21 protein-coding genes are annotated in these 23,518 nt (G+C 62.9%); 18 read left to right on the top strand and 3 right to left on the bottom strand.

The features are described 5' to 3' along the window. The first annotated feature begins 87 nt into the window (after positions 1-87). The 11 genes from AC1DVU_RS00280 (at position 88) to cnbZ (ending at position 12,333) form a co-directional block, all read left to right on the top strand. Positions 88-822 carry an IclR family transcriptional regulator gene (locus tag AC1DVU_RS00280; RefSeq protein ID WP_476920420.1) on the top strand — a complete coding sequence of 245 codons (735 nt, stop codon included), beginning with the start codon at positions 88-90 and terminating at the stop codon, positions 820-822. Positions 823-838: 16 nt separating this feature from the next. Beyond that, complete coding sequence (locus AC1DVU_RS00275; protein WP_476920419.1) at positions 839-1,645, top strand: SDR family NAD(P)-dependent oxidoreductase; 807 nt, start codon at positions 839-841, stop codon at positions 1,643-1,645. A gap of 234 nt (positions 1,646-1,879) precedes the next feature. Further along, positions 1,880-3,475, top strand: a complete 1,596-nt coding sequence (locus tag AC1DVU_RS00270) for an ABC transporter substrate-binding protein (protein WP_476920418.1) — start codon at positions 1,880-1,882, stop codon at positions 3,473-3,475. Between the two features lie 103 nt (positions 3,476-3,578). Then, on the top strand, positions 3,579-4,520 hold the full coding sequence (locus AC1DVU_RS00265; RefSeq protein ID WP_476920417.1) for an ABC transporter permease: 942 nt from the start codon (positions 3,579-3,581) through the stop codon (positions 4,518-4,520). A 65-nt stretch (positions 4,521-4,585) separates the two neighbouring features. After that, positions 4,586-5,383 carry an ABC transporter permease gene (locus AC1DVU_RS00260; RefSeq protein WP_476920416.1) on the top strand — a complete coding sequence of 266 codons (798 nt, stop codon included), beginning with the start codon at positions 4,586-4,588 and terminating at the stop codon, positions 5,381-5,383. Then, a complete protein-coding gene (locus AC1DVU_RS00255; protein ID WP_476920415.1) occupies positions 5,380-6,201 on the top strand; it encodes an ABC transporter ATP-binding protein in 822 nt (273 codons plus the stop codon). The genes AC1DVU_RS00260 and AC1DVU_RS00255 overlap by 4 nt, the downstream gene beginning before the upstream one ends. Beyond that, on the top strand, positions 6,198-7,037 hold the full coding sequence (locus tag AC1DVU_RS00250; protein WP_476920414.1) for an ATP-binding cassette domain-containing protein: 840 nt from the start codon (positions 6,198-6,200) through the stop codon (positions 7,035-7,037). Before AC1DVU_RS00255 ends, AC1DVU_RS00250 begins: the two co-directional genes overlap by 4 nt. A gap of 59 nt (positions 7,038-7,096) precedes the next feature. Next, positions 7,097-9,103 (top strand): alpha-ketoacid dehydrogenase subunit alpha/beta, encoded by a 2,007-nt coding sequence (locus AC1DVU_RS00245; RefSeq protein ID WP_476920413.1) that lies wholly within the window; start codon positions 7,097-7,099, stop codon positions 9,101-9,103. Beyond that, the gene (locus AC1DVU_RS00240) at positions 9,100-10,422 is read left to right on the top strand and encodes a 2-oxo acid dehydrogenase subunit E2 (RefSeq protein ID WP_476920412.1); all 1,323 of its coding nucleotides are present in this window, start codon (positions 9,100-9,102) and stop codon (positions 10,420-10,422) included. Before AC1DVU_RS00245 ends, AC1DVU_RS00240 begins: the two co-directional genes overlap by 4 nt. Positions 10,423-10,435: 13 nt before the next feature. Beyond that, complete coding sequence (locus AC1DVU_RS00235; protein ID WP_476920411.1) at positions 10,436-11,566, top strand: serine hydrolase domain-containing protein; 1,131 nt, start codon at positions 10,436-10,438, stop codon at positions 11,564-11,566. 17 nt (positions 11,567-11,583) lie between these two features. Further along, positions 11,584-12,333, top strand: a complete 750-nt coding sequence (gene cnbZ / locus AC1DVU_RS00230) for a 2-amino-5-chloromuconate deaminase CnbZ (protein WP_476920410.1) — start codon at positions 11,584-11,586, stop codon at positions 12,331-12,333. 143 nt (positions 12,334-12,476) lie between these two features. Here the strand turns inward: cnbZ and AC1DVU_RS00225 are convergent, their stop codons facing one another. The 3 genes from AC1DVU_RS00225 to AC1DVU_RS00215 all read right to left on the bottom strand — a co-directional run bounded on the left by AC1DVU_RS00225 (position 12,477) and on the right by AC1DVU_RS00215 (position 14,609). Next, positions 12,477-12,698, bottom strand: coding sequence for a hypothetical protein (locus AC1DVU_RS00225; protein ID WP_476920409.1), 222 nt, complete (start codon positions 12,696-12,698; stop codon positions 12,477-12,479). After that, positions 12,688-13,212 (bottom strand): MarR family winged helix-turn-helix transcriptional regulator, encoded by a 525-nt coding sequence (locus tag AC1DVU_RS00220; protein ID WP_476920408.1) that lies wholly within the window; start codon positions 13,210-13,212, stop codon positions 12,688-12,690. The genes AC1DVU_RS00225 and AC1DVU_RS00220 overlap by 11 nt, the downstream gene beginning before the upstream one ends. Before the next feature lie 134 nt (positions 13,213-13,346). Then, positions 13,347-14,609 carry a serine hydrolase domain-containing protein gene (locus AC1DVU_RS00215; RefSeq protein WP_476920407.1) on the bottom strand — a complete coding sequence of 421 codons (1,263 nt, stop codon included), beginning with the start codon at positions 14,607-14,609 and terminating at the stop codon, positions 13,347-13,349. Positions 14,610-14,743: 134 nt separating this feature from the next. Between AC1DVU_RS00215 and AC1DVU_RS00210 the strand changes: the two genes are divergently transcribed. The 7 genes from AC1DVU_RS00210 to AC1DVU_RS00180 all read left to right on the top strand — a co-directional run bounded on the left by AC1DVU_RS00210 (position 14,744) and on the right by AC1DVU_RS00180 (position 23,355). Then, the gene (locus AC1DVU_RS00210) at positions 14,744-16,267 is read left to right on the top strand and encodes an ABC transporter substrate-binding protein (protein ID WP_476920406.1); all 1,524 of its coding nucleotides are present in this window, start codon (positions 14,744-14,746) and stop codon (positions 16,265-16,267) included. A gap of 148 nt (positions 16,268-16,415) precedes the next feature. Beyond that, a complete protein-coding gene (locus tag AC1DVU_RS00205) occupies positions 16,416-17,405 on the top strand; it encodes an ABC transporter permease (RefSeq protein WP_476920405.1) in 990 nt (329 codons plus the stop codon). 304 nt (positions 17,406-17,709) lie between these two features. Then, the gene (locus AC1DVU_RS00200; protein ID WP_476920404.1) at positions 17,710-18,351 is read left to right on the top strand and encodes an ABC transporter permease; all 642 of its coding nucleotides are present in this window, start codon (positions 17,710-17,712) and stop codon (positions 18,349-18,351) included. Next, a complete protein-coding gene (locus tag AC1DVU_RS00195; RefSeq protein ID WP_476920403.1) occupies positions 18,348-20,150 on the top strand; it encodes an ABC transporter ATP-binding protein in 1,803 nt (600 codons plus the stop codon). Before AC1DVU_RS00200 ends, AC1DVU_RS00195 begins: the two co-directional genes overlap by 4 nt. After that, a complete protein-coding gene (locus AC1DVU_RS00190; RefSeq protein ID WP_476920402.1) occupies positions 20,147-20,722 on the top strand; it encodes a flavin reductase family protein in 576 nt (191 codons plus the stop codon). Before AC1DVU_RS00195 ends, AC1DVU_RS00190 begins: the two co-directional genes overlap by 4 nt. Positions 20,723-20,881: 159 nt before the next feature. Beyond that, the gene (locus AC1DVU_RS00185) at positions 20,882-21,958 is read left to right on the top strand and encodes an LLM class flavin-dependent oxidoreductase (RefSeq protein ID WP_476920401.1); all 1,077 of its coding nucleotides are present in this window, start codon (positions 20,882-20,884) and stop codon (positions 21,956-21,958) included. Further along, the gene (locus AC1DVU_RS00180; protein ID WP_476920400.1) at positions 21,955-23,355 is read left to right on the top strand and encodes an aldehyde dehydrogenase family protein; all 1,401 of its coding nucleotides are present in this window, start codon (positions 21,955-21,957) and stop codon (positions 23,353-23,355) included. Before AC1DVU_RS00185 ends, AC1DVU_RS00180 begins: the two co-directional genes overlap by 4 nt. Positions 23,356-23,518: the final 163 nt, after the last annotated feature.

Genomic DNA, 23,518 nt, shown 5'->3' with positions numbered 1-23,518 from the left:
ATCCGCGACGCTCGATAATGAGCTCGCACGGCCCCAGTATCAGAGTGTTAGTCTCCGCCCAAGATTGTTTGACAGCTAAGGATTGCTATGTCTGAAGGCTCGTTTCGGATTCAGTCGCTTGCGCGCGGGCTCGCCATCGTGACCGCGGTGGCGGAGAGCGATGGAGAGCTCACGGCGGCAGAGCTGAGTCGACGGATCGGTGTCTCGTCCCAGACCACCTACCACCTCCTGCACACGCTTCGGCAGGTCGGATATGTCGAGCAGGACTCGAGTCAGCGCTATCGACTGGGGCGAGCAATCCCCACCATTATCGAGGGGTATGAACGACAGTTCACGCCTCCTGACGCTGTTCTCCGTCGGCTGCGTAAGCTCCGTGACGTGACGGGCGAGACCTGCTCGCTCTCCGTCTGGTCCGGTGATGACGTGGTCCTCATCGCCCAAGAGCCGGGAGATCATGCGGTGCGCGTCGCGGACATCCGGGTGGGCCAGCGCGGCGCCTTGCATGCCCGCGCGTCGGCCAAGGTGCTGCTAGCGCGTGCTGACGAGGAGAAACGTGCGCGCATCCTCAAGGACATACAGCTCAAGAAGTTCACCGACCACACGATCACGCGCCGCGCGGCGCTGGAGCAGGCGATCGAGCGGGCCTCGGTCGACGGTTGGGCGATTGACGACGAAGAGCTCGTGCCGAGGGTGACGTGTATCGCTGCCTGCCTCGAGCACAAGGGCGTTGAGTTCGCACTGACGGTCCTCGCGCCCACTGACCGGCTGAAGGAGAAGTCCGACCAGTACGTCGCTGCCCTACGCGAGGCTGTGCGCCCATGATGGGCGGGACACGGTGATGGGAAGCGCTCGAAGCGCGGTGGTGACCGGTGCGGCATCGGGCATCGGTCTCGCGACCGCCCATCGTCTCGCGGGCGATGGCTGGGCACTCGCGTGCGTCGACACCAACGGCGACGCCCTCAACAGTCTGGTCGACGAGCTGACGGCGGATGGACATCGAGCGGTCGCGGTCTGTGGCGACGTCGCACTTCGAGAGACGCACGAGCGGGCGATCGTAGCTGCGGAGCAGCTGGCTCCGTTGGGTGCCTGGGTCGGCGTCGCCGGAGTGGCGGTTAATCACGACCTGACAACTGTCTCGGAGGCCGACGTGCGCAGACTCATCGACATCAATCAGCTCGGCATGCTGTGGGGGTCGAGCGAGGCTCTGAGGATCTGGAAGGCGTCCGGGCGTCCCGGGACGATCGTCGTCACCTCGTCGGTACATGCGCGGCATGCTGCCTCCGGATCCGGGATCTACGAGATGACCAAGGCGGCCATCGAAGCCCTGGCGCGCAACATCGCGATCACCTATGGACCGCTGGGGATTCGTGCGGTGGCTGTCGCGCCTGGGGCGATATCGACGCCGGCGCTCCAGCAGTCATTCGAGACCGCAGCCAATCCCGACGCAGCTCGACAGCATCTGCAGCGTCAGGCTCCGCTGAACAGGCTCGGCGAGACGGGTGAGATCGCTGCCGCCATCTCGTTCCTGATCTCTGATGAAGCCAGCTACATCTCAGGGACCACGCTCACCGTCGATGGAGCAATGTCGTCAGTGCTGATGTTGCCGTCGACAGACCCGGAAGCCCTGCGGCCGCCGGTCGACTGACTTTTCTGAACATCCCCGTCGCCGCTCGGCGACGGGGGATTTCGTCATGCACCCGTTGATTCGAGGCGGTCAGGGCTGCTCCACCCCTCATCAGTGCATCACTATTTTACTACTTCCATAGAATTGCGAAGTGATGCTAGTGTCCGACTCCATCGATGGTGAGGCTCGGGGGCCCTGACCTTCGAGCTCGTCAGGCGTCGTTGCGACGGCCTTTCCCGCAATCAAGGAGTGAACATGCGAACGACTCGAGTGATGGTCGCCGTAGGGCTGGCCGCAGGCCTGCTGACCGCGTGCACCGGCGGCTCGTCGGACGGCAAGAAGGTGGATCTTGGGACCAACCAGGTCGCTGCCGTCTGCAAGGGCGAACCGAAGCGAGGTGGCAACCTTGTCTACGCGCGTCAGGTGGAGACGAAGTCCCTCGATCCCATCGCGATCCGCAATGCGAACGGCGACATCTTCGCCGACGAGCTGATCTACGACGGGCTCGTCTCGTACGACCCGTCCGGGTCCGCAAAGATCGAGGGAGGAGTCGCGGACAGTTGGAAGGTCTCCGCCGACGGCAAGACCTACACCTTCACCCTGCGCAAGGGCATCAAGTTCTCCAACGGAGACGCGGTCACCGCCGAAGACGTCAAGTTCAGCCTGGATCGGTTCGGCGATCCCAAGATCAACCAGATCATGGGTGTGCTTGCCGATGGCTACGAGACAGCCAAGGTCATCGATCCTCGGACCGTGGCGATCAGCCTGAGCCGGCCCACGCCGACGTTCCTCGACAACGCAGCGATCTTCCCTTCTTTCATCGTCCCCAAAAAGCTCGTGGAGGAGCAGGGTGATGCCTTCTTCAAGAATCCGGTCGGCACGGGTCCGTACAAGGTGAAGGAGTTCGTGAGCGGCTCGCACATCACCTTCGAACGAAACCCCTATTACTGGGAAGCCAAGAAGCCGTACCTCGACACGGTCCGATTCAACTTCGCGACGGACAGCAACAGTCGCCTGCTGGCTCTCACGAGTGGCGAGGCGCAGATCGCTGACGGCATCCCCTTCTCGCAGATCAAGACCGTCAAGGCCAACAAGAAGCTGCTGCTGCAGAAGGTGCCCGTGCCTGCCTGGATCGGACTGTCGTTGAACAACTCGTTCAAGCCGCTCGGCGACCAGAAGGTACGTCAGGCGATCCAGTACGCGATCGACCGCAAGACAATCAACGACTCGATCTTCCAGGGTGTCGGAACGATCCCGAACAGCATGCTTCCGCAGTTCAAGTACGACGCACCGGACGACGTCGTCAAGCCGTTCAATCTGGACCTCGCAAAAGCCAAGAAGCTCATGTCGGAGTCGAGCTATCCGGATGGCTTCAGCGTGACGCTGACCTATCCGACGGGCTTTGACTACTACAACCAGATGACGGTGCTGCTGAAGCAGAACCTGAAGGCCATCGGGATCAACGTCAAGCTTGTCACCCAGGATGCAGCCGAGATCGTCAGCAAGTTCTCGGACACGAAGTACGAGATGACTTTCCCGTACCCCCAGCTCACCAGTGACATCGCAGCGCCCGACGAGTTCGCCAACTTCTATGCGGCAACGAACGGCTTCGACACCGACTGGAAGGACCCGGCGGTCACGAAGCTGGTGAACACGTTCATCTCTACGCCCGACGAGGCGTCGCGCACCAAGCAGTGGCCGGCGATCCAGCAGGCGTTCATGGACGCTAGTCCGACGGTCAACATCCTCGATGTCCCGTTCCTCAATGCCCATGGAACCAACGTCTGCGGAACTGACGTCAACATCCTGGGCGCCGATCAGCTCCAGAACACCTGGATAGCTGCCGGCTGACGGCTCGATCGCCGGCTGGCTCAGGGGGGCTCGCCGGCGATCGACTCGACCTTGTATTCGACCGAAGCGGTCACTGACCGCATGACTGAGGAGGCGCCAGCACGTGCTTCGATTCCTGCTCTACAGACTCGCACTGTCCATTGTGGTGGTGTTCGGCCTCGCGACGGCGACTTTCTTCATCATGCACCTCGTGCCCGGTGATCCAGTGCGCTCAGCGCTCGGTACGCATGCAAGCTCGGAGACGGTGGCACGCCTCCGGCACGAACTGGGTCTCGACCGGTCGATCCTCGTTCAGTACGGATCATTTCTGCGCGATCTGGCGCACTTCGATCTCGGTCAATCGCTCGCTCTCAACTCGTCTGTCTCAGAAGTCGTCGCTCCGCGGTCTCAACCAACGTTGTGGTTGATCGCTTACGGACTCGTGATCGCTCTGGTCATCGGGGTGCCGCTTGCTGTAGCTGCAGCGCTACGTCCGAACGGCGTCGTCGACCATGCCGTCCGGTTCTTCGCGACCTTCGCCTTCGGCATGCCGACGTTCTGGCTCGGTCTGATACTCGCGCTGATCTTCGGTCTGCGCCTCGGCTGGTTTCCCGTGTCGGGCTACGAGACCGGAGTAGGGGGGATCATCAAGACCCTGACACTGCCCGCTCTGACACTCGGGTTGTCCCTCGCGGTCATCGTGGTCAGGACGCTCCGCTCTAACCTCATCGAGGTACTCAAGAGCGAGTACGTCGAGGCCGCGAGATCCCGTGGACTTTCAGAGATGCGTGTCGTCGGTATCCACGCGATGCGCAACGCGGTGATGTCGACACTGACGATCCTCTCGGTGGCGATCGGCTATCTCATCGGCGGGACCGTCGTCATCGAGGCGGTCTTCCAGATCCCTGGTGCCGGCTCGTTGCTGGTCAAGGCCGTGCAGCAACGCGACTACGAGATCGTCCAGGCTCTGACGCTCATCTCGGGCACCGCCGTGGTGGCCATCAGCCTCCTCACCGACCTGGTCCAGGTCGCCATCGATCCACGAGTGCGATTGGGAGCACGATGACCAACTCGACAGATTTGCAAACATCAAGAGCCCGTTCTGCGTGGTCGCATTGGAACGGGCTGCCGGTGCCAGCCAGGATCGGTGTCGGCATCGTTGCCGTCCTCGTCCTGGGAGCAGTGCTGGCACCCGTGGTGGCTCCGCACGACCCCAATGGCCTGGACTTCTCAGCCACGCTCTCCGCGCCGTCGCCCCAGCACCTCTTCGGAACTGACGACAGCGGCCGCGACATCTTCTCGCGGGTCCTTTATGGCCTGCGACTGGATCTGCTCGTGGTCCTGTTCATCACCTATGTCCCACTTCCGCTCGGAGTGATCGCCGGCGTGGCTGCAGGCTACTTCGGTGGTGCGGTCGACTCCGTGGTCTCTCGTCTCGTTGACGTGATGATTGCCTTCCCGTTCATCGTCCTCGTGATCGCGGTGATCGCGATCGTCGGCCCGGGTATGTCCGGAGTGTTGATCGGGGTGCCGATCGTTGCATGGGCCCTGTACGCCCGACTTGCGAGGTCGCAGATGGTCGTGATCCGGGAGCTGCCGTTCATGGAGGCCACGACGGCGCTCGGCTACTCTCGGTCCAGAGCGATCTTTCGTCACGGCATCCCGAACGTCATGCGCACCTGCTTGGTCTACTCGACGGTCGACCTGGTGGGCAACCTGTTGCTCCTGGCTGGCTTGTCCTATCTGGGTCTGGGCGCGCAAGCGCCCACAGCTGAGCTGGGAGCGATGATCTCGCAGGGGCAGCCGCTCCTCATGAGTGCGTGGTGGGTCGCGACCGTGCCAGGACTGGTTCTCGTCGTCTTCGGCGTCGGAGTCGGCCTCATCGGTGACGGATTGTCGGACGGCAAGACGGGCAGGGCCACCGCATGACCCTCCTGTCCATACGCAACTTGTGCGTCGAGTTCGGAACCACCAAGCTGCCGGTCCCCGTCGTGAAGGACGTGAATCTGACGGTCGAGAACGGGGAAGTCATGGGCTTGGTGGGGGAGTCAGGCTCGGGCAAGAGCCTGACTTCCCGAGCGGTGATGCGGCTCATCCAGTATCCGGGACGTATCAGGGCTGAGGATCTCCGCTTCGACGGACGTGACGTGCTCAGCATGACGTCCAGGGAGCTGCGGAGGTTTCGAGCCCGCGACGTCGGCATGGTGTTCCAGGATCCATTCAGCTCGCTGAATCCGGTGTATCGCGTGGGTGCTCAGATCTCGGAGACTTTGCGATGCAACCTTGGACTGGATCGCGCGGCCGCACGTCGCGAAGGAATTGCGCTGCTCGAGCGGGTCGGGATTCCTCGACCAGATCGTAACTACCTCTCGTACCCGCACGAGCTGAGCGGCGGCATGAGACAGCGGGTGATGATCGCACTGGCGACGGCCTCGAAGCCGCGCTTGCTCTTGGCAGACGAGCCGACGACCGCACTCGACGTGCTCACTCAGAAGCAGATTCTGGAATTGCTCGCCGAGATGCGTCGTGACCTGGGGATGTCGATGGTGCTCGTGTCCCACGACTTCGGTGTCATCGCGCAGATGTGCGACAAGGTCGCGGTCATGTACGACGGCACGATCGTCGAGACAGGGCCGGTCGGACAGATCTACGACTCGCCGCAGCACCCCTACACGAAGTCTTTGCTTGCAGCGGTTCCCCAACTGGAGTGGGATCCGGCGGGCATCACGGGAAGGCGAGAAGGATGACGACAAGCTCAGCCACCAACGGGACGGACATCGCTCTCACGGTCGAATCGATCACCAAGGACTTCAAGCTGCGACGCGCCCGGGGAGCGCAGAACTCCTCGTCCCATCGGGCAGTCGACAACGTCTCGTTCGAGCTGGCTCGCGGTGAGATCCTCGGTCTTGCTGGCGGCTCCGGCAGTGGCAAGACGACACTCGCGCGTTGCATCATTCGGCTGGTCGAGCCCGACGCCGGGCGGGTGCTGCTCTGTGGCGACGACGTCCTGGCCGCCCGTGGTCGAGAGCTTCGGCACATCCGGCGACGGATCCAGATGGTGTTTCAGGATCCCTACTCATCGCTGAATCCCCGCATGACGGTAGGTCAGACGATTCTCGAGGCCGGACGCGTTCACGACCGCCCAGGAGCGGAAGACGCTGATGCGTTCGTCCACGGACTGCTCGCCAAGGTCCACCTCGTGAAGGCCTTGGCTGACCGACGTCCGAAGGACCTCTCAGGCGGACAGCGACAGCGAGTGGCGATCGCGCGTGCGCTCGCGGTGGGTCCTGAGGTGCTCATCGCTGATGAGGCGGTGAGCGCACTGGACGTCTCGGTACAGGCTCAGCTCCTCCAGCTGTTCGTAGACCTGCGCGAGGAGGTCGGCATCTCGATCATCTTTGTGGGTCATCAGCTCGCCGTGCTGTCCGCAGTCGCGGACCGCATCGCCGTGATGCATCTCGGTCAGGTCGTCGAGCTCGGGACCGCGCAGCAGATCTTCGGGCGTCCCCAGCACGAATACACCCGTGCCCTCTTGGATGCCCACCCGCACGCCGATCCCCGGCGGTCCTTCTTCACTACTTAGTCCCAGCGACCAGCCGCACGTTCACCGTTCCACACCCTCACCAGAAAGAGACCATCTTCATGCTCACCGGACAGCTCACCGCAACCGACGCCTACCGCCGCATGGCGCTGATCCGTCGGTTCGAGGAGCAGTGCCTCGACCTCGGACGCGAGGGCCACATCGTTGGGTCCGTCCACCTGTGCCTCGGACAGGAAGCCATTCCCGTCGGGACGGTTGCCGCGCTGCAGCCGCAGGATCGCGTCCTCTCCACCTACCGCGGTCACGGGTGGGCGCTTGCGGCCGGGTCGGACCCACTCGCTCTGATGGCCGAGATCGCGCAGCGACAGCACGGGGTCAACGGCGGGCGAGGGGGGTCGCCCCTGCTGAGTGATCCGGACGTGGGATTCCTTGGCGAGAACTCGATCGTCGGCGCGGGGGTTCCCATCGCAGCTGGCGTGGGACTGGCGTCGAAGGCGCAGGGCACGGACCGTGTCGTGGTGACGTCGATCGGTGACGGAGCTATGAACCAAGGGGCGACGACCGAAGGCATGATCTTCGCCGTGGCCCGCAAGCTGCCTGTCATCTTCATCTGCGAGAACAACGGTTGGGCAGAGATGACGCCCGTGTCGACCACGACGGTGCACGAACACCTGGCTCAACGCGGACAAGGTCTGGGCATCGAGTCGCGGATCGTCGACGGTGGAGACGCGTTTGCCGTGGAGGCCGCCGTGCGCGAAGCCGCCGAGCTGTGCCGCCGCGGTGAGGGCCCGGTCCTTCTCGAGTGCAAGGTTGCCCGCCTGTCCGGCCACTACAACAAGGACATCCAGCACTATCGGACAGAGGCAGATTCAGAAGCCGCTCGTCTGGCAGACCCGTTGCTTCGCTTCATCCAGGCTGAGCGGCTGCCCCAGGCTGACGTCGACCAGATCGACGAGGAGGTGTTCGCGCAGATCGCACGAGTTGCCGCCGATGTCAGGGAGATGCCGGCGCCCGACCCCGTGGATGTCATGGAGCATCTCTACGCGCCGTCCGGACAGACGGATCGAGCCGGGCGATCGGCGGAGCCCTCGAAGGAGATGACCTACCTGTGGGCGATCAACGCTGCTCTGAAGGAGGCGCTGGACGAACGTCCCGAGGTGCTCGTCTACGGCGAGGATGTCGCGTACGCAGGCGGGATCTTCGGTGTCACGCGCGGGTTGCAGAAGACGTACGGCGCGGACCGGGTGTTCGACACGCCCATCGCCGAAGCGGCGATCCTCGGCTCGGCTGTGGGCGCCGCGATGGAGGGGATGCGCCCCGTCGTCGAGGTCATGTGGGCTGACTTCGTGTTCGTCGCACTGGACCAGATCATCAATCAGGCGTCCAACGTTCGATACGTGAGTCGTTCCAAGCTCACCGCTCCGCTGACCATTCGCATGCAACAGGGTGTCACGCCAGGATCTTGCGCACAGCACTCACAGTCGATTGAAGCCATCCTGGCGCACATCCCCGGAATCAAGGTTGGGCTTCCTGCAACGCCACAGGATGCGTACGACATGACAAGGGCAGCCATCGTGGATCCGGACCCGACCATTCTGATCGAGCACCGCGCGATGTATCAGGTCGCAGAGGACGTCAGCCTAGGCGGGGAGATCCAGCAGGTCAGCGGCGCGCGTCGCCATCGGACCGGATCGGACGTCGCGATCCTGACGTGGGGTTCGATGCTGGATCAGGCGCTCGAGGCAGCGGACAGGCTTGCCGCGGAGGGCATCGACTCGTCAGTCCTCGACCTTCGATGGCTGAGGCCGCTGGATGAGGAAAGCATCGCAGAAGTCGTCGCGGCGACGAGCGGTCGGGTCATCGTCGTGCACGAAGCCACCACCAGCGGTGGCTTCGGCGCGGAGGTCGCAGCGCGCGTGACAGAACGGCACTTCGACCAGCTGGCGTCGTCAGTCGTTCGGATCGGCACGCCAGACATCCGCATGCCGTCTGCCCCGTCGCTCCAGTCCGTCCTGCTTCCGACATCTGCTGACATCGTCGACGCAGCTCGCAAGCTGGTGGCACAGGACGCCGCTCGCCACTCCGCGGTGACGGGCGATGCTCAGTGACCGTCCAGATCTTGCTGCCCGAGCTTGGCGAAAGTGTCACAGAGGCGACTGTCACGGCATGGTTCAAGGATGTCGGCGACTTCGTCAAAGAGGGGGAGGCCCTTCTCGAAGTGTCGACCGACAAGGTGGACAGCGAGCTGCCCTCTCCGGTGACGGGCACGGTGACGTCGATCGATGTCGGTGTGGACGAGAACGTCGTGGTGGGTGCTCTGCTTGCAACGGTGTCTGGCGAGACACCCGCGCAAGCGGGGCCGTCCGACGACGAAGCCGTCTCGCGGCCCGACCTAGAGGTCAAGACCTTCGACGTCAATGTTGAGGGCCCAGCACCACTCAGCGTCCTGGCGAAATCCCAGGCCGAAGCGCGTGGAGTAGACCTCAGCGGTCTGGCAGGGTCCGGCCTCGCCGGACGGATCCGGCTGACCGACGTCAGCTCTGCGACTCCGACGCTCGAGTCCCTCACGCGTTCTCCGTACGTGTTTGTGGCTCCGGTCCTCCACCCCCTTCCGGCGCTAGATGCACCCGACTCCGCGGCGGTGTCAGACGAACCTGACGGCGAGGAGCGCATATCCCCGAACGGGCCCGACGTCGAGACACGCAAGCTCAGCCGGCTCCGGGCGACGATTGCTCGGCGCATGACCCAGTCGCTTCAGACCTCAGCACAGCTGACATCGGTAGTCGAGATCGACGTGACTCCGGTCGACGAGGCACGTCGTCAGCACGGAGAGAAGTTCATGGCCCGCAACGGAGTCAAGCTGAGCTTCACGCCGTTCTTCGCAGCCGCCGCGGTGCGAGCATTGGCCAGTCATCCCGTGCTCAACGCGTCGATCAGCGAGGACCTATCGACTGCGACGTACCACCAGCGAGTGCATCTGGGGATTGCAGTCGACACGGAACGCGGGCTGCTGGCGCCCGTCGTCAGGAATGCTGACGACCTCACGCTCGACGCCTTGGCACGCAGCATCGTTGACATGGCCGATCGCACTCGCAGCGGTTCTGTCACCGTCGACGAGCTCAACGGCGGCACCTTCACGCTGACCAACACGGGCAGTCGTGGGACTCTCTTTGACACGCCCATCATCAACCAGCCGCAGGTCGCCATCCTTGGCACGGGCGCGGTCGTGAAACGGCCAGTCGTCCTGACGAAGCCGTCCTACGGGGACACCATCTCTGTGCGATCGATGGTGCACTTCGCGCTGACCTACGACCATCGGCTAGTCGACGGAGCGGACGCAGCGCGCTACCTGGGCGCAATCAAGGCGATGCTCGAAGATCCTTCCTTCAGCCGAACGATGGTCGGCGCATCAGTCGACGAGCTTTAAGAACGGAGTAGCGATGACGCGACCGACACTCCAGAACTGGACCTCTCCGCCCGGCAACGCATGGGCATTCGGGCACATGCGCGAGATCATTCCGACCGCCAAGGTGGCCACCTCGACCCCATCTGCGCTAGAGAAGGCACCTTGGTCGGACCTCTTCGACGTCCCATTTGCCGAGAATGACAGAACCGAGTCAACTCTGCACCAGCATCTTCACGACACGCATGCAGACTCCTTCGTGGTGCTCCATGGTGGTCGAATCGCACTCGAGTGGTATCGAGAAGGAACGGGCCCGCAGGACCTCCACCTCAACTTCAGTGTCACAAAGTCCGTGACAGGCCTGCTCGCCGGGGCGCTCGCCGGCGAAGGCCGGCTCGACCTCGACGCCGCAGTCTCCGCATACGTGCCAGAGACCAAAGGGTCTGGATTCGATGACGCGAGCGTCCGTCACCTGCTCGACATGAGCACTGACCTCGCTTTCGTCGAGGACCACTCGGGGCCCAACGAAGATATGAATCGTTACAGGGCAGCGACCGGATGGGCGCCTGGTGGTGAGGGTGATGGGTTGCATAATTTTCTGTGTTCGTTGGGTAGGCGCAGCCCGCACGGTAAGGCATACCGGTACGTTTCGCCGAACACAGACATGCTTGGCTGGGTCTGCGAGCGCGTTGGCGGTGCGCCGTTCGCGAATGTCCTGTCCACCCATCTATGGAGTCCCATGGGCGCCGAGTCGGACGCGGACATCACGTTGGATCGCCGGGGCGCTGCACGCTCAGCCGGCGGCTTGTCAGCGACTACTCGTGACATAGCACGCGTCGGGCAGTTGATCGTTGATGGTGGTCGCGGGGTGGTTCCACAGTGGTTCGTAGAGGACCTTTTTACAGGCGGTGATCCAGGTCTGTGGGCTGCTGGCGACGATACAGAGTGGTTCCCACCGGGATCGGTGTACAGGAGTTGCTGGTTCAGCTCACGCGATGGCTCAGAGATATTGCAGGCGGTCGGTGTACACGGCCAGTCCATATTCATCGATCGGAAGCGCCGCGTCGTGATGGCTCGGCATAGCCATTGGCCAGAGTCCGACGACCTTCACCTGTTCCGACGGACGACGGCTTTTGCAGACTCGGTCGCCCGCGCGATCACCTGCTGAGGACGACACGAACAGTTATGAAGATCCATCCGAACGGGGAGTACAGTTTTGTTCCCGGCTCGCAGTTCGCTGCGCACGCCGTGCGAGCGACCGATGGCTTCTCCATCGAACGTGCGGTGTTCTCCGCGCCTATTCCCTGGGACGAGGGATTCGAGAAGGTTCGGATCTTGCTCGAATCGTGGGGACGCCCGTTGGCGTCCATCTGCGGGATCGAGCTCAGAATGCCTAAAGCGCTCGAACTGGACGAATTCGACGAGCTCAACGACAGCTATCTCGAGCACCTCGACGCATGGGACCTGCTCATCAGCGGTGATTCGCCGTTCGCGCGCACGAACGTCGCTCCGACGTCGAACTCGCTGTTGGGGCCGTCTATCGCAGGCTTTTCCTTCACAGCTGAAAGAAGTTGTCCCATGCCGACCTTCCTGTTGGCTGGCGCTCCCGAGATCCTGCCAGAAGCTGTATATCCGGAGCAGATCGTGCGACTTCGGGAGACCTCGCCCGACGCGATGCTCGACAAGTTGCGGATGGTAGTGCGGCTGATCGAAACATATGCCGAGCATCTGGGGGTGCCATGGGATCCATCAGTTGACGTGCATCTCTACACGGCCCACGATGTCGTCTTCGCCATGGCTCGAACGGTCTTGGAGGAGCTGGGAGTCGTGCCGCAGCAGGGAATCATCTGGCACGATGCTGCGCCGCCGATCGTGGACCTCGCCCTTGAGATCGATCTACGTCGTTGCGCGCGACAACACCTGGTGCAGCGCTGAGATTCTGCAACTGGGTGCGCGAAACACTGCCCCAATTTAAGAGATGGACATAGAGTCGGAAGATGGTGAGCCACATCGCGGGTGAGAACGGCACGTCGCTACGCGTCATTGGATGGGACGCGGAGAGCGTGTACCAGAGTTCGTCAGATCGGCGGCAAATGTTCGTCGAGTACTTGCTCTCGCGCCCAGCGACGGAGACTGAACGCAGCGAACTCCAAGCGCTCGGAATGAGCACCCGCTTCAGAACGCTCGGGGTCCAAGAAAGTACCGACGACATCGTGGGCGCGATGAATCAAATAAATCTCGATCTCGCGAACCTTGGATCCAGCGCTTCGATTGAATGACGCCGCCAGCTCAGTCGTCATGTGCTTCGCCTTCGATCGAGATGAGGAGATCCCTCAGGGTCGCGGAAAGGTGCTCCCGATCAGACTTTCCGATCTGGTCCAGCAGGCGTCGCTCGTTCTCCAGATGCGCAACCATAGCCTCGTCAAATAGCCTTTGGCCTGGAAGTGTCAGCTCGATCAGCAACCCTCTTCCGTCTGTGGGATGAGGCACCCGCTTAACGAACCCTTCACGCTCTAGTCGGTCGATCTGCTTGACGACACCGCCTGACGAGATGATGAGCAGTCGGCTGAGCCCCGCAGGTGAGACGCGTGGCGGGGTCGAACGCCGCAAGGCGGCGAGCAGGTTGAACTCGCTGAGCCCGAGACCGTACTCGCTGAGTACTCGGTCGATCTCTCGCTCGAAGTGACCGGCGATCCGCAAGACGCGACCCACGACGGCAAGCGCATCCGTGTCTAGCTGCGGACTGGTCCGAGCCCATTGGGCCACTATCACGTCGAGATGATCAGTGCGATCGCCGAGGAGGGGGGCAGCCATGGGGGTGAAACTATACCGATCTGAGGAGGCTGACAACTCCCTTCCTCGGAAGTGGTCATGGTTTACATGGAAATGAATGTATCCACGTGGGACTTCGGACGGCGATCCCGAGGACGGAGACCGCGAGGTCCGCGCTAGATGGCGGCGGCTCCGGCCTTGAATGCGGCGGCAGCGAGGTTGTTGGCGCGCGGATCCCCGTCTGACAGCATCCGGTTCGTGACGAAGCCGAAGCCGATCTCGCTGGCGGGATCGGCGAATGCCATGGACCCGCCGGCTCCAGGGTGCCCGAACGCCTGCGCTCCACACTGCGGGGGCAAGGATGCACCGACCATGTAGCCAAGTCCGAAGCTCGCGTCGTCGCCGAACACGGCGTCCTGTCCGACAGACCGCGGTACCGCTGCCGCGGCGATCGTCTCGTCGTTGAGCAGTCTGATGCCGTCAACAGTCCCGATGCAGGCGGCGTACATTCGGGCAAGGGCACTAGCGCTCCCGACTCCGCCGGACGACGGGATCTCGGCCGACAGCACGTCATTGCGTTGCCACATGTCATCGTAGTGGAACAGGTTGGACGGCCCGACAAATGCGCGAGCGGCGAGAGAATCGGGGCCGAATCGATCCTCGGGCGTTGGATCGGTCATGGGCGGGGGCGAGAGTCGTGCGCACCGTGAATGCTCGGCTGGGGGGAGTCCGATCCATGCGTCGAGTCCTAGCGGGTCCGCAATCTCGCGTCGCCACATGGCCCCCGGGGTCAGTCCGCTCTGTCGACGGATGAGTTCGCCGATCAGCCACCCGAAGCTTCGAATGTGGTAGCCGTGCTGGGATCCAGGAGTCCAGTGGGGCGTCATTGCGGCGAGAGCCTCGACAACCGGCCTGGTTGACAGTACCTCGGCAAGCGTGAACGTCCCCGGGATGTCGATGAGTCCGGCTCTGTGCGAGAGCACCATTCCAACGGTTATCTCGTCCTTGCCGTGGGATGCGAACTCCGGCCAGTACCGCGCCACAGGTTGGTCCGGATCCAAGGCTCCACGCTCGATCAGGAGGTGCGCGAGCGTTGCGGTCATGCCCTTGGTGCAACTGAAGTAGGTCGTCAGAGTGTTCTCAGTCCAGAGGGCGCCGGTTGTCTCATCCTTGACGCCCGACCAGAGGTCGATCACCGGTCGACCGTGGTGGTAAACGGAGACGTTTGCGCCGGTTTCGCCTGCACTCGCAAAGTTCTTCTGGAACGCGTCCGCGACCAGGCCCCATCCTGGCGCGACCCACCCTTCGATGTCGTGCGTCACTTGTCGGCCTCCGTAGGTGCTGGCGGGAATTTCCTTGACGATTTCACTTCCACGGAAGTAATCTACCCCGACAAGGGCGCCACGGGGTAGCGCTCGACAGCACTTGAGTTCATCCACCTGGGAGCCGGCGAATGGGACATCGTGGCAACCAAAACGACCAGGGAATGAGGCACCAAGCTATGACTAGTGACAGAGATCGCCGATTCGAGTCTGTTGATCTGAGCAGACGTCGGTTCTTGCAGGTGAGCGCCGTGGGCGCAGGCGTCATCGGTGTAGGAGGGCTGCTGGCAGCCTGCTCTGGCGGGTCGACCACGGCGAGCAGTCAAAACGGAGCTAACGGCAAGCCTGTTCGAGGCGGCACGTTACGTATCGGTGCTAGCGGTGGCGGTTCGACCGACACCCTCGATCCACAGAACTGGGCTACGTCGCCCGACGGGCTCCGTGTCAAACAGCTCTTTGATCCACTGGTGAAGATCGACAACACCGGGAAGCCGATGCTGATGCTCGCCGAGTCGATCACCCCCAATTCTGATGGCACAGAGTGGACGGTCAAGATCATCAAAGGCGTCACGACGCACAGTGGACAACCATTTACCGCTGACGACGTGCTCTTCAGCCTGCGACGGATAGTCGACAACAAATTCCCGGGGGCGAATGGTCTGGGACCGATCGATCTCAAAAGCTCCAAGGTTGTAGATCCCACAACCCTCCTGCTCAAGTACAGCAAGCCTTTTGGCGCTCTCATTGAAGGCCTCAGCCTCGACCTGAACTTCATGGTGCCCCGTGGGTTCGATCTCAAAAAGCCCGATGGGACCGGCCCCTTCATGTTCAAGAGCTACACCCCAGGGGTAGAGAGCACCTTCGTTCGAAACCCCAACTACTGGCAAGCGGGGAAGCCCTACCTGGACAAGATCATCACGACCGATGTCAAGGACGAGACGGCGCAGGTCAACGGGCTTCAGTCCGGACAGTTCGACGTCATCTCGTCTCTGTCGGCCAGTTCGATCGCGACGCTTAGGGGCAGCGGTGTTGTTGCGGTGGTCAACAAGTCCGGCAGCTGGATTCCGTTCGTCCAGAACTGCTCCGTCCAGCCATTCTCCGATGTCCGCGTGCGCCAGGCGATGCGGCTGATCGTGGATCGCCCGCAGATGAACGAGCAAGTTTTCGCTGGGTATGGTGCCATCGGCAACGACGTATTCAGTCCGAATGATCCGTCATTCCCCACCGATCTGCCACAACGAGTCCAAGACATCCCGAAGGCCAAATCCTTGCTGAAGGCAGCGGGCTATTCCGATCTCAGCCTGAAGCTTTTCACGTGCGCAGGGACCGGCGGCATGATCGAGTCCGCCGAGGTGCTCGCAACCCAGGCGAAGGCGGCCGGGGTCAAAGTCGCGTTGGAGCAGCAGTCGGTCGGTGACTACTTCGGCAAGTCGTACCAGAAGGTCGCCTTCGGGATGGACTACGGAACCACCTCGCTGTACCTGCCCAACGCCGGATTCCTCATGAATGGCAAGAAGTCCTTCTACAACGCGAACCACTTCGACGACGCCGAGTACAACGCCGCGTATGCCAATGCTGTCGCGACGCCGGATGCGTCCAAGCGCACGCAATACATCCAGGACATGGCGCGCATCGACTACGAGCGAGGTGCGTACATCGTGCCGGTGTTCTCGCCCGTCGTCGACGGCTACTCGACCAAGGTCGGCGGATATGAGAAGTCGATCACGGGCGTCAGTCCCGGCAACGCCGACTTCCAGAATTTCTGGATCTCATGAGCCGAAAGACCTGTTCACTGTGAAGGTGTCCAATCCGCAGCCTCGTCCCCCCGCATCCGGCAACAGCCACCCGCCTGATTCCACAGGTGCTCTCCACCGCGACTCGACGTACCTGACACCTGACGGGCCGGAGGCGAGGCCAGGCCCGATGGCCGCCAACGGCGCGGCCCGAAAGCGAGCTCCGCATCCAGTCCGATCGATGGTGCTGCGACGGTCGGGATTCGGTGTCGTGTCGATTGTCGTCGTCGCCGTCATCGTCTACCTGGCGACGCTGGTGCTGCCGGGCGACGCCGCTCAAGCGATTCTCGGCAAATCAGCGACTCCGGAACGTCTCGCCTTGCTTCGAGAGCAGCTGCACCTCGATCAGTCGCCGTGGTCCGGCTTCACGCAGTGGATCGGTGGAGTGCTGACTGGCGATTTCGGCACGTCCTTGGTCAATCAGCAGTCTGTCGGCTCTCTGGTTGCGCCGCGGATCTTGAACTCGTCAGCGCTGGTCATCATCACCGCCTTGGTCTCGAGCCTGCTAGGCGTCGGTCTGGGGGCGCTCGCCGCGAGTCGGCGAGACAAGCTCAGCGATCATCTGATGTCTACTGTGGCGCTCGTCGCCAATGCCCTCCCTGAGTTCGTTGTCGGCATCTTCGTCGTCCTCGTGATGGCCATCAAGCTGCAACTCTTCCCGGCCATCTCGATCCTCCCTCCGGGAGACACGATCTGGCAGCACCCGAACGCTCTCGTGCTGCCGGTGATGACGCTCGTCATCGTCGTGACCCCCTACATCTTTCGCATGACGCGCGCTTCGATTATCGAGTCGCTCGACAGTGACTACGCCGAAGTCGCACGGCTGAAGGGCGCGACACGTTCGAGGTTGCTGTTTCGACACGCGCTGCCGAACGCGTTGGCGCCCACCGTTCAGGTGATCGGGCTCAACCTGCTGTACCTCGCAGGCGGCATCGTGCTGGTAGAGACGGTTTTCCAGTTCCCGGGCATCGGCCTCGCGCTGGTGGACTCGGTCAACGCTCGCGACATCCCGACCTTGCAGTTCATCGTCCTGGTGCTGTCGACCTTCTACGTAGTGCTCAACATCCTGACGGACGTGGTCGTACTCTTGCTCACACCGCGTCGTCGGCTCCCGAAATGAGGCTGACATGAGAAGACGTGTTGAATCATCACCGCGGCGACGCGGAGGCGGCGGCACCACCTTCAACGCTGTGAAGACGGCGGCAGCGACTGCCCGCGGGCGCGTCGGCTTGACGATGACGGCTGTCGTCTGCGCGATCGCGTTCGTCGGCCCCCTCATCAGCTCGAAGTCTCCGACTGCATTCGTCAGTACCCCGTATGCGACGCCCGGCTCTGGAGACGCAGGCTTTCTGGGAGCAGACGCCCTTGGTCGAGATGTCGTGACGAGACTGCTCGACGGGGGACGATCCCTCCTACTTGTGGCAGTGGCCGCCACTGTGCTCGCCGTCTCCATCGGGGCCGTGGCCGGCGTGGTGGCCGCATACCGCCAAGGGATCGTCGGTGGCCTGATCATGAGAGCCGTCGACATCTTGCTGGCCTTTCCCCAGATCGTGTTCGTCCTGCTCGTGGTCAGCGTGCTGGGTGCCAACTCGTGGTTGCTGATCGGCGCCGTGACCGTGGTGCAGGCCCCAGGAGTGTGCCGGGTGATCTACGCGGCAGCGCAAGACATCTGCGAGCGGGACTTCGTCCGGGCGGTGGCTCTGTGGGGTGTTCCCCCACGCAAGGTGATCGCACGGCAGGTGCTTCCCAACCTGGCAACGCCGCTCGCAGTCGAGGCAGGTCTCCGGCTTAGCTTCTCGATCATCATCATCTCGGGCATCAACTTCCTTGGATTCGGAGCGCAGCCGCCGAATCCCTCGTGGGGCGTGATGGTGAACGAGAACAGGCTCGGGCTCTCCAGCAACGTATGGGGCGTGGTCGCGCCGGCGATCATCCTCGCCGTGCTGGCAGTGGGAACCAACATGTTCGCAGACGCATTTGCACGTGCAGCATTCGGCGAGGATCGCGCGAACGACGTCGTTGCTGCCTCGACAGGTGCCCCCATCGACGGAGGAAAGATCGGATGACGGTCACTTCAGACGTACAAGCCGCCGTGACAGGCGTGACCGTTCGAGGGCTCACGGTAGTCACCAAGAGTCGGCAGACACCCATCGTCGAGGATGTGGCGTTCGATATCCCACCCGGGACAGTGATGGGGCTCGTCGGTGAGTCCGGTTCGGGCAAGAGCACCGTGAGCGTCGCCCTTCTCGGGCACGCGCGGCGCGGCCTGCAGATCGCCGGTGGACAGGTGGTGGTCGGGGGGCAAGACATCCTCGCCATGGCGCCTGACGATCTCCGCCGAACGCGCGGTCGCCTGGTGAGCTACGTGCCACAAGACCCAGCAAGTGGACTAAATCCAGGGCTTCGGGTGGGGTATCAGTTGCGCGAAACTCTCATGATTCACCCGGATGCGCTCGCAGCGGGGCAGACGATCTCCGATCGGATTGGCGAGGTGCTCGACGAAGTAGGACTGCCGAGCACACCGCGGCTGCTCGATAGCTATCCGCATCAGCTGTCAGGTGGACAGCAGCAGCGCCTCACGATCGCGATGGCATTCGCGTGCAGGCCTCGACTGATTGTTCTGGATGAGCCGACAACCGGGCTCGACGTCAGCACCCAGCGTCGGGTGCTGGACACTGTGCGGGAGTTGACCGTGCGTCACCATGTCACGTCCGTCTACGTGAGCCATGACCTCGCCGTGGTTGCGCAGATCGCAGATCACACGGCCGTCATGTACGCCGGACGACTCATCGAATCAGGTCCGAGCGCCGACATCTTCAACTCGCCTCGTCATCACTACACGGCTGGGCTGATCCGCGCAGCGCCGTCAGCTCGCCGCAGCACTGTCCTGGTCGGCATCGAAGGACGGCCGCCACGGCCGGGCGGCTGGCCGGCCGGGTGCGCCTTCGCAGGTCGCTGCCCGGCCGCTCAAGATGACTGCCATACGACACTGCCGGCGCTCATCACAATCGGGCAGGGCCACTCCGCGCGTTGCCTGCACCCGCTCGAACCACGTACGGCGACGACAGTAAACGCCGACGTGCCTACGGTGCGTGCTCAAGCAGGGACTGGACTCCAGGTCCGCGGGTTGGTAGCTCATTACGGTACGAAGGAGGTCCTGCACGGGGTGGATCTTGACGTCGCACCTGGTAGGTGCACGGCGATCGTGGGCGAATCGGGGTCCGGTAAGACCACGATGGCTCGTTGCATCGTCGGGCTGCACAAGTCGTGGACGGGTGAGGTTCGTTACGGCGGCGAGCAACTCGCGACTTCGCCGCAGCGACGGACGAAAGACCAACGAAGGGATCTGCAATACGTCTTCCAGAACCCGTTCGCATCTCTCAACCCACGGATGTCCGTAGGGGAGAACATGCAAGAGCCTCTTCGGCACTTCACGTCGCTCACTCGTCGGGACAGGCGAGCGAAGGTGCTCGATGCGCTCGACGCCGTGGCCCTGAGTTCGGAGTTCATCAACCGCATGCCCGACCAGCTATCCGGTGGAGAGCGCCAGCGTGTTGCGGTAGGTCGGGCCCTCACGGTTGACCCGAACCTGCTGGTGTGTGACGAAGTGACCTCTGCTCTTGACGTCTCGGTTCAGGCGCTCCTCGTCGAACAACTACGGAGCCTGCAGCAGGACCGGGGAGTCTCGATGGTCTTCATCACCCACAACCTGGCCGTGGTCCGCAGTATCGCGCAAGAGGTCGTCGTGCTCTCGGGAGGGACAGTCGTCGAGAGCGGAAGCGTCGACGAAGTGCTGGACAATCCCCGTCACCCGTACACAATCCAGCTACTCGCTGACCTCCCACACCTGGAGCAGGCGCAATGAAGACGCTGCTATCCGGTGAACCAACTTCGGACATCCTGCGTCACGCATACGGCATGTTCCCCAGCGGCGTGACTGCCGTGTGCGCCATCGTGGGCGGCGAGCCGACCGGGCTCGCCGCAAGCTCGTTCACGTCGGTCTCTCTTGAGCCCGCACTGGTATCGCTCTGCATCGCTCACACATCGACCACGTGGCCAGTTCTGAAGACGGCCAACCGGCTAGGCATCAGCGTGCTTGCGGCCGAGCACGGCGACATCGTTCGATCTTTGTCAGCCAAGTCGGGTGATCGATTCGCGGACGTGATGTGGGAGTCGGACACCGACGGGGCAGTATTCGTGCACGGCGCGACACTATGGCTGAACTGCGACGTGGACGATGAAATACGCGCAGGCGATCACGACATCGTCGTGCTGCGGGTTCGTTCATTGCAGCCGTATCCCGAAGTCGCGCCGATGATCTTTCACGCCAGCAAGCTGAGGGAAATGGCGAGTATCGACCGCTCGCCAGCCGCCTCGCGGAGCCACGTCGTGACCAGCCCGGGTGACCATCCAGCATGGGAGATCTGGGCAGTGTGAGGACGGCAACCGTCTCTTGACCGATCGCTTCCATGGAAGTAATCTTGAGAGATCGCGGTGAGGCGGTGACGTTTCATTCCCTCTCAACCTGAACTTGTTCGATCGATAAGGATGGCAGGCCAACACATGAAGTTCGGACTCTTCAACGTTCCCTACAGCTTGGACTACGTCGCAGGTCTCAAAACCGCAGAGGAGGTCATCGCCTGGGATCTGCAACTGGCTCGTTGGGCGGACGAGTACGGGTGGGCGGAAGTGTTTTTCGCCGAGCACTACACGATCGGCGTCGAGCCCAGCCCTGCGCCGGATCTGATGATCGCCGCAGCCTCGCAGATCACTACCAACATCCGTCTCGGTGCCGCAGCTCACCTGCTGCCCTATCACAACCCGATCAACCTGGCGTATCGCCTGATGTGGTTGGACCACATGACCGGCGGGCGCTACATCTGCGGCGTCGCTCCAGGAGCCTTCCCGACGGACGCGCAACTTTTTGGAACAGGGAATGCAAACGCGGAGATGATGAGTGAAGCACTCGAGATCATCCTCGCGATTTGGACGCGCGAGGGGCCCTTTCGGATCGAGGGCAAGCACTGGACGGTCGACATGCCGGCGTTCTCTGACAAGTGGGCGGGGCCGCACCTCAAGCCGTTGCAGAAGCCGCACCCGCCGATGGCGATCGTCGGGATGCAGCCGACATCGCCCTCGCTGGCAGAGGCGGGCGTGCGTGGACTGCTGCCCATCAGTCAGCAGGTGTCCTCTGAGGTTCTCCGTCAGCACTGGGAGACATACAGCAACGGTGCGGCAGGATCGGGTGAAGGGGCGGACCGCAAGGACTGGCGTGTGATCCGCGACATCTTCGTCGCCGAGACCGACGACGAAGCCATGAGGCTTGTCCTCGATGGCGCGATGGGGGCCGCGTGGCGCGAGCACACCCTCAACAGCTTCAGGGCGATGGGTGCAGCGAAGCTGCTTGCTCCGATCTCGGAGGACAAGCTCACGATCGAGTATCTCGCGGAGAATTTCTGGCTCATCGGCTCGCCGGACACGGTCGGCGAGAAGATCACCGCTCTGTACGACGAGACGGGTGGGTTCGGCACGCTTCTGTCGCTCAGCTACGACTATTCGGACGACCCCGAGCCTTACCGACGCAGCTTCGAACTGCTCGGACGTGAGGTCGCCCCACGCCTGGCGGGGCTCGACGGGAGCACGCCTGGGCTGAAGGCGGAGGCGAGCCGATGAGCACGACGTCGTTGGTCGACCCGTCGACCCGTGAGTACCAGACTGTGAACCCCGCCACCGGCGAGGTGCTGCAGCGTTTCGAGCGAGCCGACGATCACGAGTCGGAGCAGATCTTGGCCAGGGCGCACGGTGCCTACCTCACGTGGCGTCGGACTTCCGTGGCCGAGCGAGTGCAGTTGTTCGAGCGGCTCGTCGAGCTGATGGAGACCAATGTGGATGAGCTCGCGCGTCTGATCACTTTGGAGATGGGCAAACCGCTCGCGCAATCGGAGTGGGAGGTGCGCACCGCCGCCAGCATGTTCACCTATTACGCCGACCATGGCGAGGAACTGCTCGCCGATGAGGAGTGCAACATCGAGGGCTTCGAGAAGGCGGTCACGCGCCGAGAGCCCGTGGGCGTCGTGCTCGCAATAGAGCCCTGGAACGGTCCCGTGTTCCAGGCGGCGCGTGCGGCAGCGCCCAACCTCATGCTCGGCAACACGATCGTCGTGAAGCCCTCGGAGGTGTCGGCAGGGTCGACCCTGTTCTTGGACAGCCTGTTCGTCGAAGCCGGCTTCCCCGAACACGCCTACCAGACCGGCCTGATCTCGACGGCGCAGGTCTCGACCTGGATCGAGGACGACCGCGTTCGCGCGATTACGCTGACTGGCTCAGATCGGGCCGGTTCGGCCGTGGGAGAGCAGGCAAGCCGGAATATCAAGCCAGTCGTGCTCGAGCTCGGCGGATCGGACGCGTTCATCGTCCTGGACTCGGCTGACGTCGCGAGAGCTGCCGGCATCGCGGCCTCCTGTCGTCTGGCCATCGGTGGACAGGTGTGCTGCTCTCCCAAACGGGTCATCGTGACCGAATCAGTCGCTGATGAGTTCATCGACGCCTACGTAGCAACCTTTGGTAACCAGCAAGTGGGCGATCCGTTCGATCCCGCAACCACGGTTGGCCCGATGTCGTCGGCGGTCGCGGCAGACACGCTCCAGGAGCAGCTCCAGGACGCGCTGAGCAAGGGTGCGAAGGTGCTGGTGGCTGGTGGCCGGCTCGACGGCCCTGGGGCCTACTTCCAACCCGCCGTCGTCACGGGCATCACGCCGGACATGCGCCTGCATTCCGAGGAGGCGTTCGGGCCTCTCGGAATGATCTACCGCGTGAGCGACGCTGATGCTGCGCTCGAGCTGGCCAACAGCTCCCAGTACGGACTCGGCGGCACGGTCTTCGGTGAAGATCTCGCGGAGGCGCGCAGGGTCGCGAACGAGCTCGACACTGGCATGGTCGGGATCAACAACTATCTCGGCGCGCCGGTGGAGATCCCCTTCGGCGGCACCAAGCGATCCGGTGTCGGTCGAGAGCTTGGTCGGTCGGGCATGGATCAGTTTGCCAACCTCAAGACCTACGGAATCGCCTGACTCGCGCCGGTCACTGAACGTCGCGACGCAGGTCGCTGCCCCTCCGTCCGGAGAGGGGTCCATGTTGTCGATCCCTCACGAGGTGATTCGGCATGTCCGAAAGGTACGAAAGCAATGCAGAACCACGCATCTCAGCAGGTTGTCGCGCACGACCTGACGTGTG

It is taken from the genome of Aeromicrobium sp. P2_G6 (genome assembly GCF_056403535.1).
The sequence above is the reverse complement of the archived record's forward strand: the minus strand, read 5'-3'. Positions and strand labels throughout refer to the sequence as shown.

Coding starts and splice junctions, on each gene's coding strand:
- AC1DVU_RS00280 (WP_476920420.1), top strand. CDS start 88: ATGTCTGAAGGCTCGTTTCGGATTCAGTCGCTTGCGCGCGGGCTCGCC.
- AC1DVU_RS00275 (WP_476920419.1), top strand. CDS start 839: ATGGGAAGCGCTCGAAGCGCGGTGGTGACCGGTGCGGCATCGGGCATC.
- AC1DVU_RS00270 (WP_476920418.1), top strand. CDS start 1,880: ATGCGAACGACTCGAGTGATGGTCGCCGTAGGGCTGGCCGCAGGCCTG.
- AC1DVU_RS00255 (WP_476920415.1), top strand. CDS start 5,380: ATGACCCTCCTGTCCATACGCAACTTGTGCGTCGAGTTCGGAACCACC.
- AC1DVU_RS00250 (WP_476920414.1), top strand. CDS start 6,198: ATGACGACAAGCTCAGCCACCAACGGGACGGACATCGCTCTCACGGTC.
- AC1DVU_RS00245 (WP_476920413.1), top strand. CDS start 7,097: ATGCTCACCGGACAGCTCACCGCAACCGACGCCTACCGCCGCATGGCG.
- AC1DVU_RS00235 (WP_476920411.1), top strand. CDS start 10,436: ATGACGCGACCGACACTCCAGAACTGGACCTCTCCGCCCGGCAACGCA.
- cnbZ (WP_476920410.1), top strand. CDS start 11,584: ATGAAGATCCATCCGAACGGGGAGTACAGTTTTGTTCCCGGCTCGCAG.
- AC1DVU_RS00225 (WP_476920409.1), bottom strand. CDS start 12,698: ATGACGACTGAGCTGGCGGCGTCATTCAATCGAAGCGCTGGATCCAAG.
- AC1DVU_RS00220 (WP_476920408.1), bottom strand. CDS start 13,212: ATGGCTGCCCCCCTCCTCGGCGATCGCACTGATCATCTCGACGTGATA.
- AC1DVU_RS00205 (WP_476920405.1), top strand. CDS start 16,416: ATGGCCGCCAACGGCGCGGCCCGAAAGCGAGCTCCGCATCCAGTCCGA.
- AC1DVU_RS00195 (WP_476920403.1), top strand. CDS start 18,348: ATGACGGTCACTTCAGACGTACAAGCCGCCGTGACAGGCGTGACCGTT.
- AC1DVU_RS00190 (WP_476920402.1), top strand. CDS start 20,147: ATGAAGACGCTGCTATCCGGTGAACCAACTTCGGACATCCTGCGTCAC.
- AC1DVU_RS00180 (WP_476920400.1), top strand. CDS start 21,955: ATGAGCACGACGTCGTTGGTCGACCCGTCGACCCGTGAGTACCAGACT.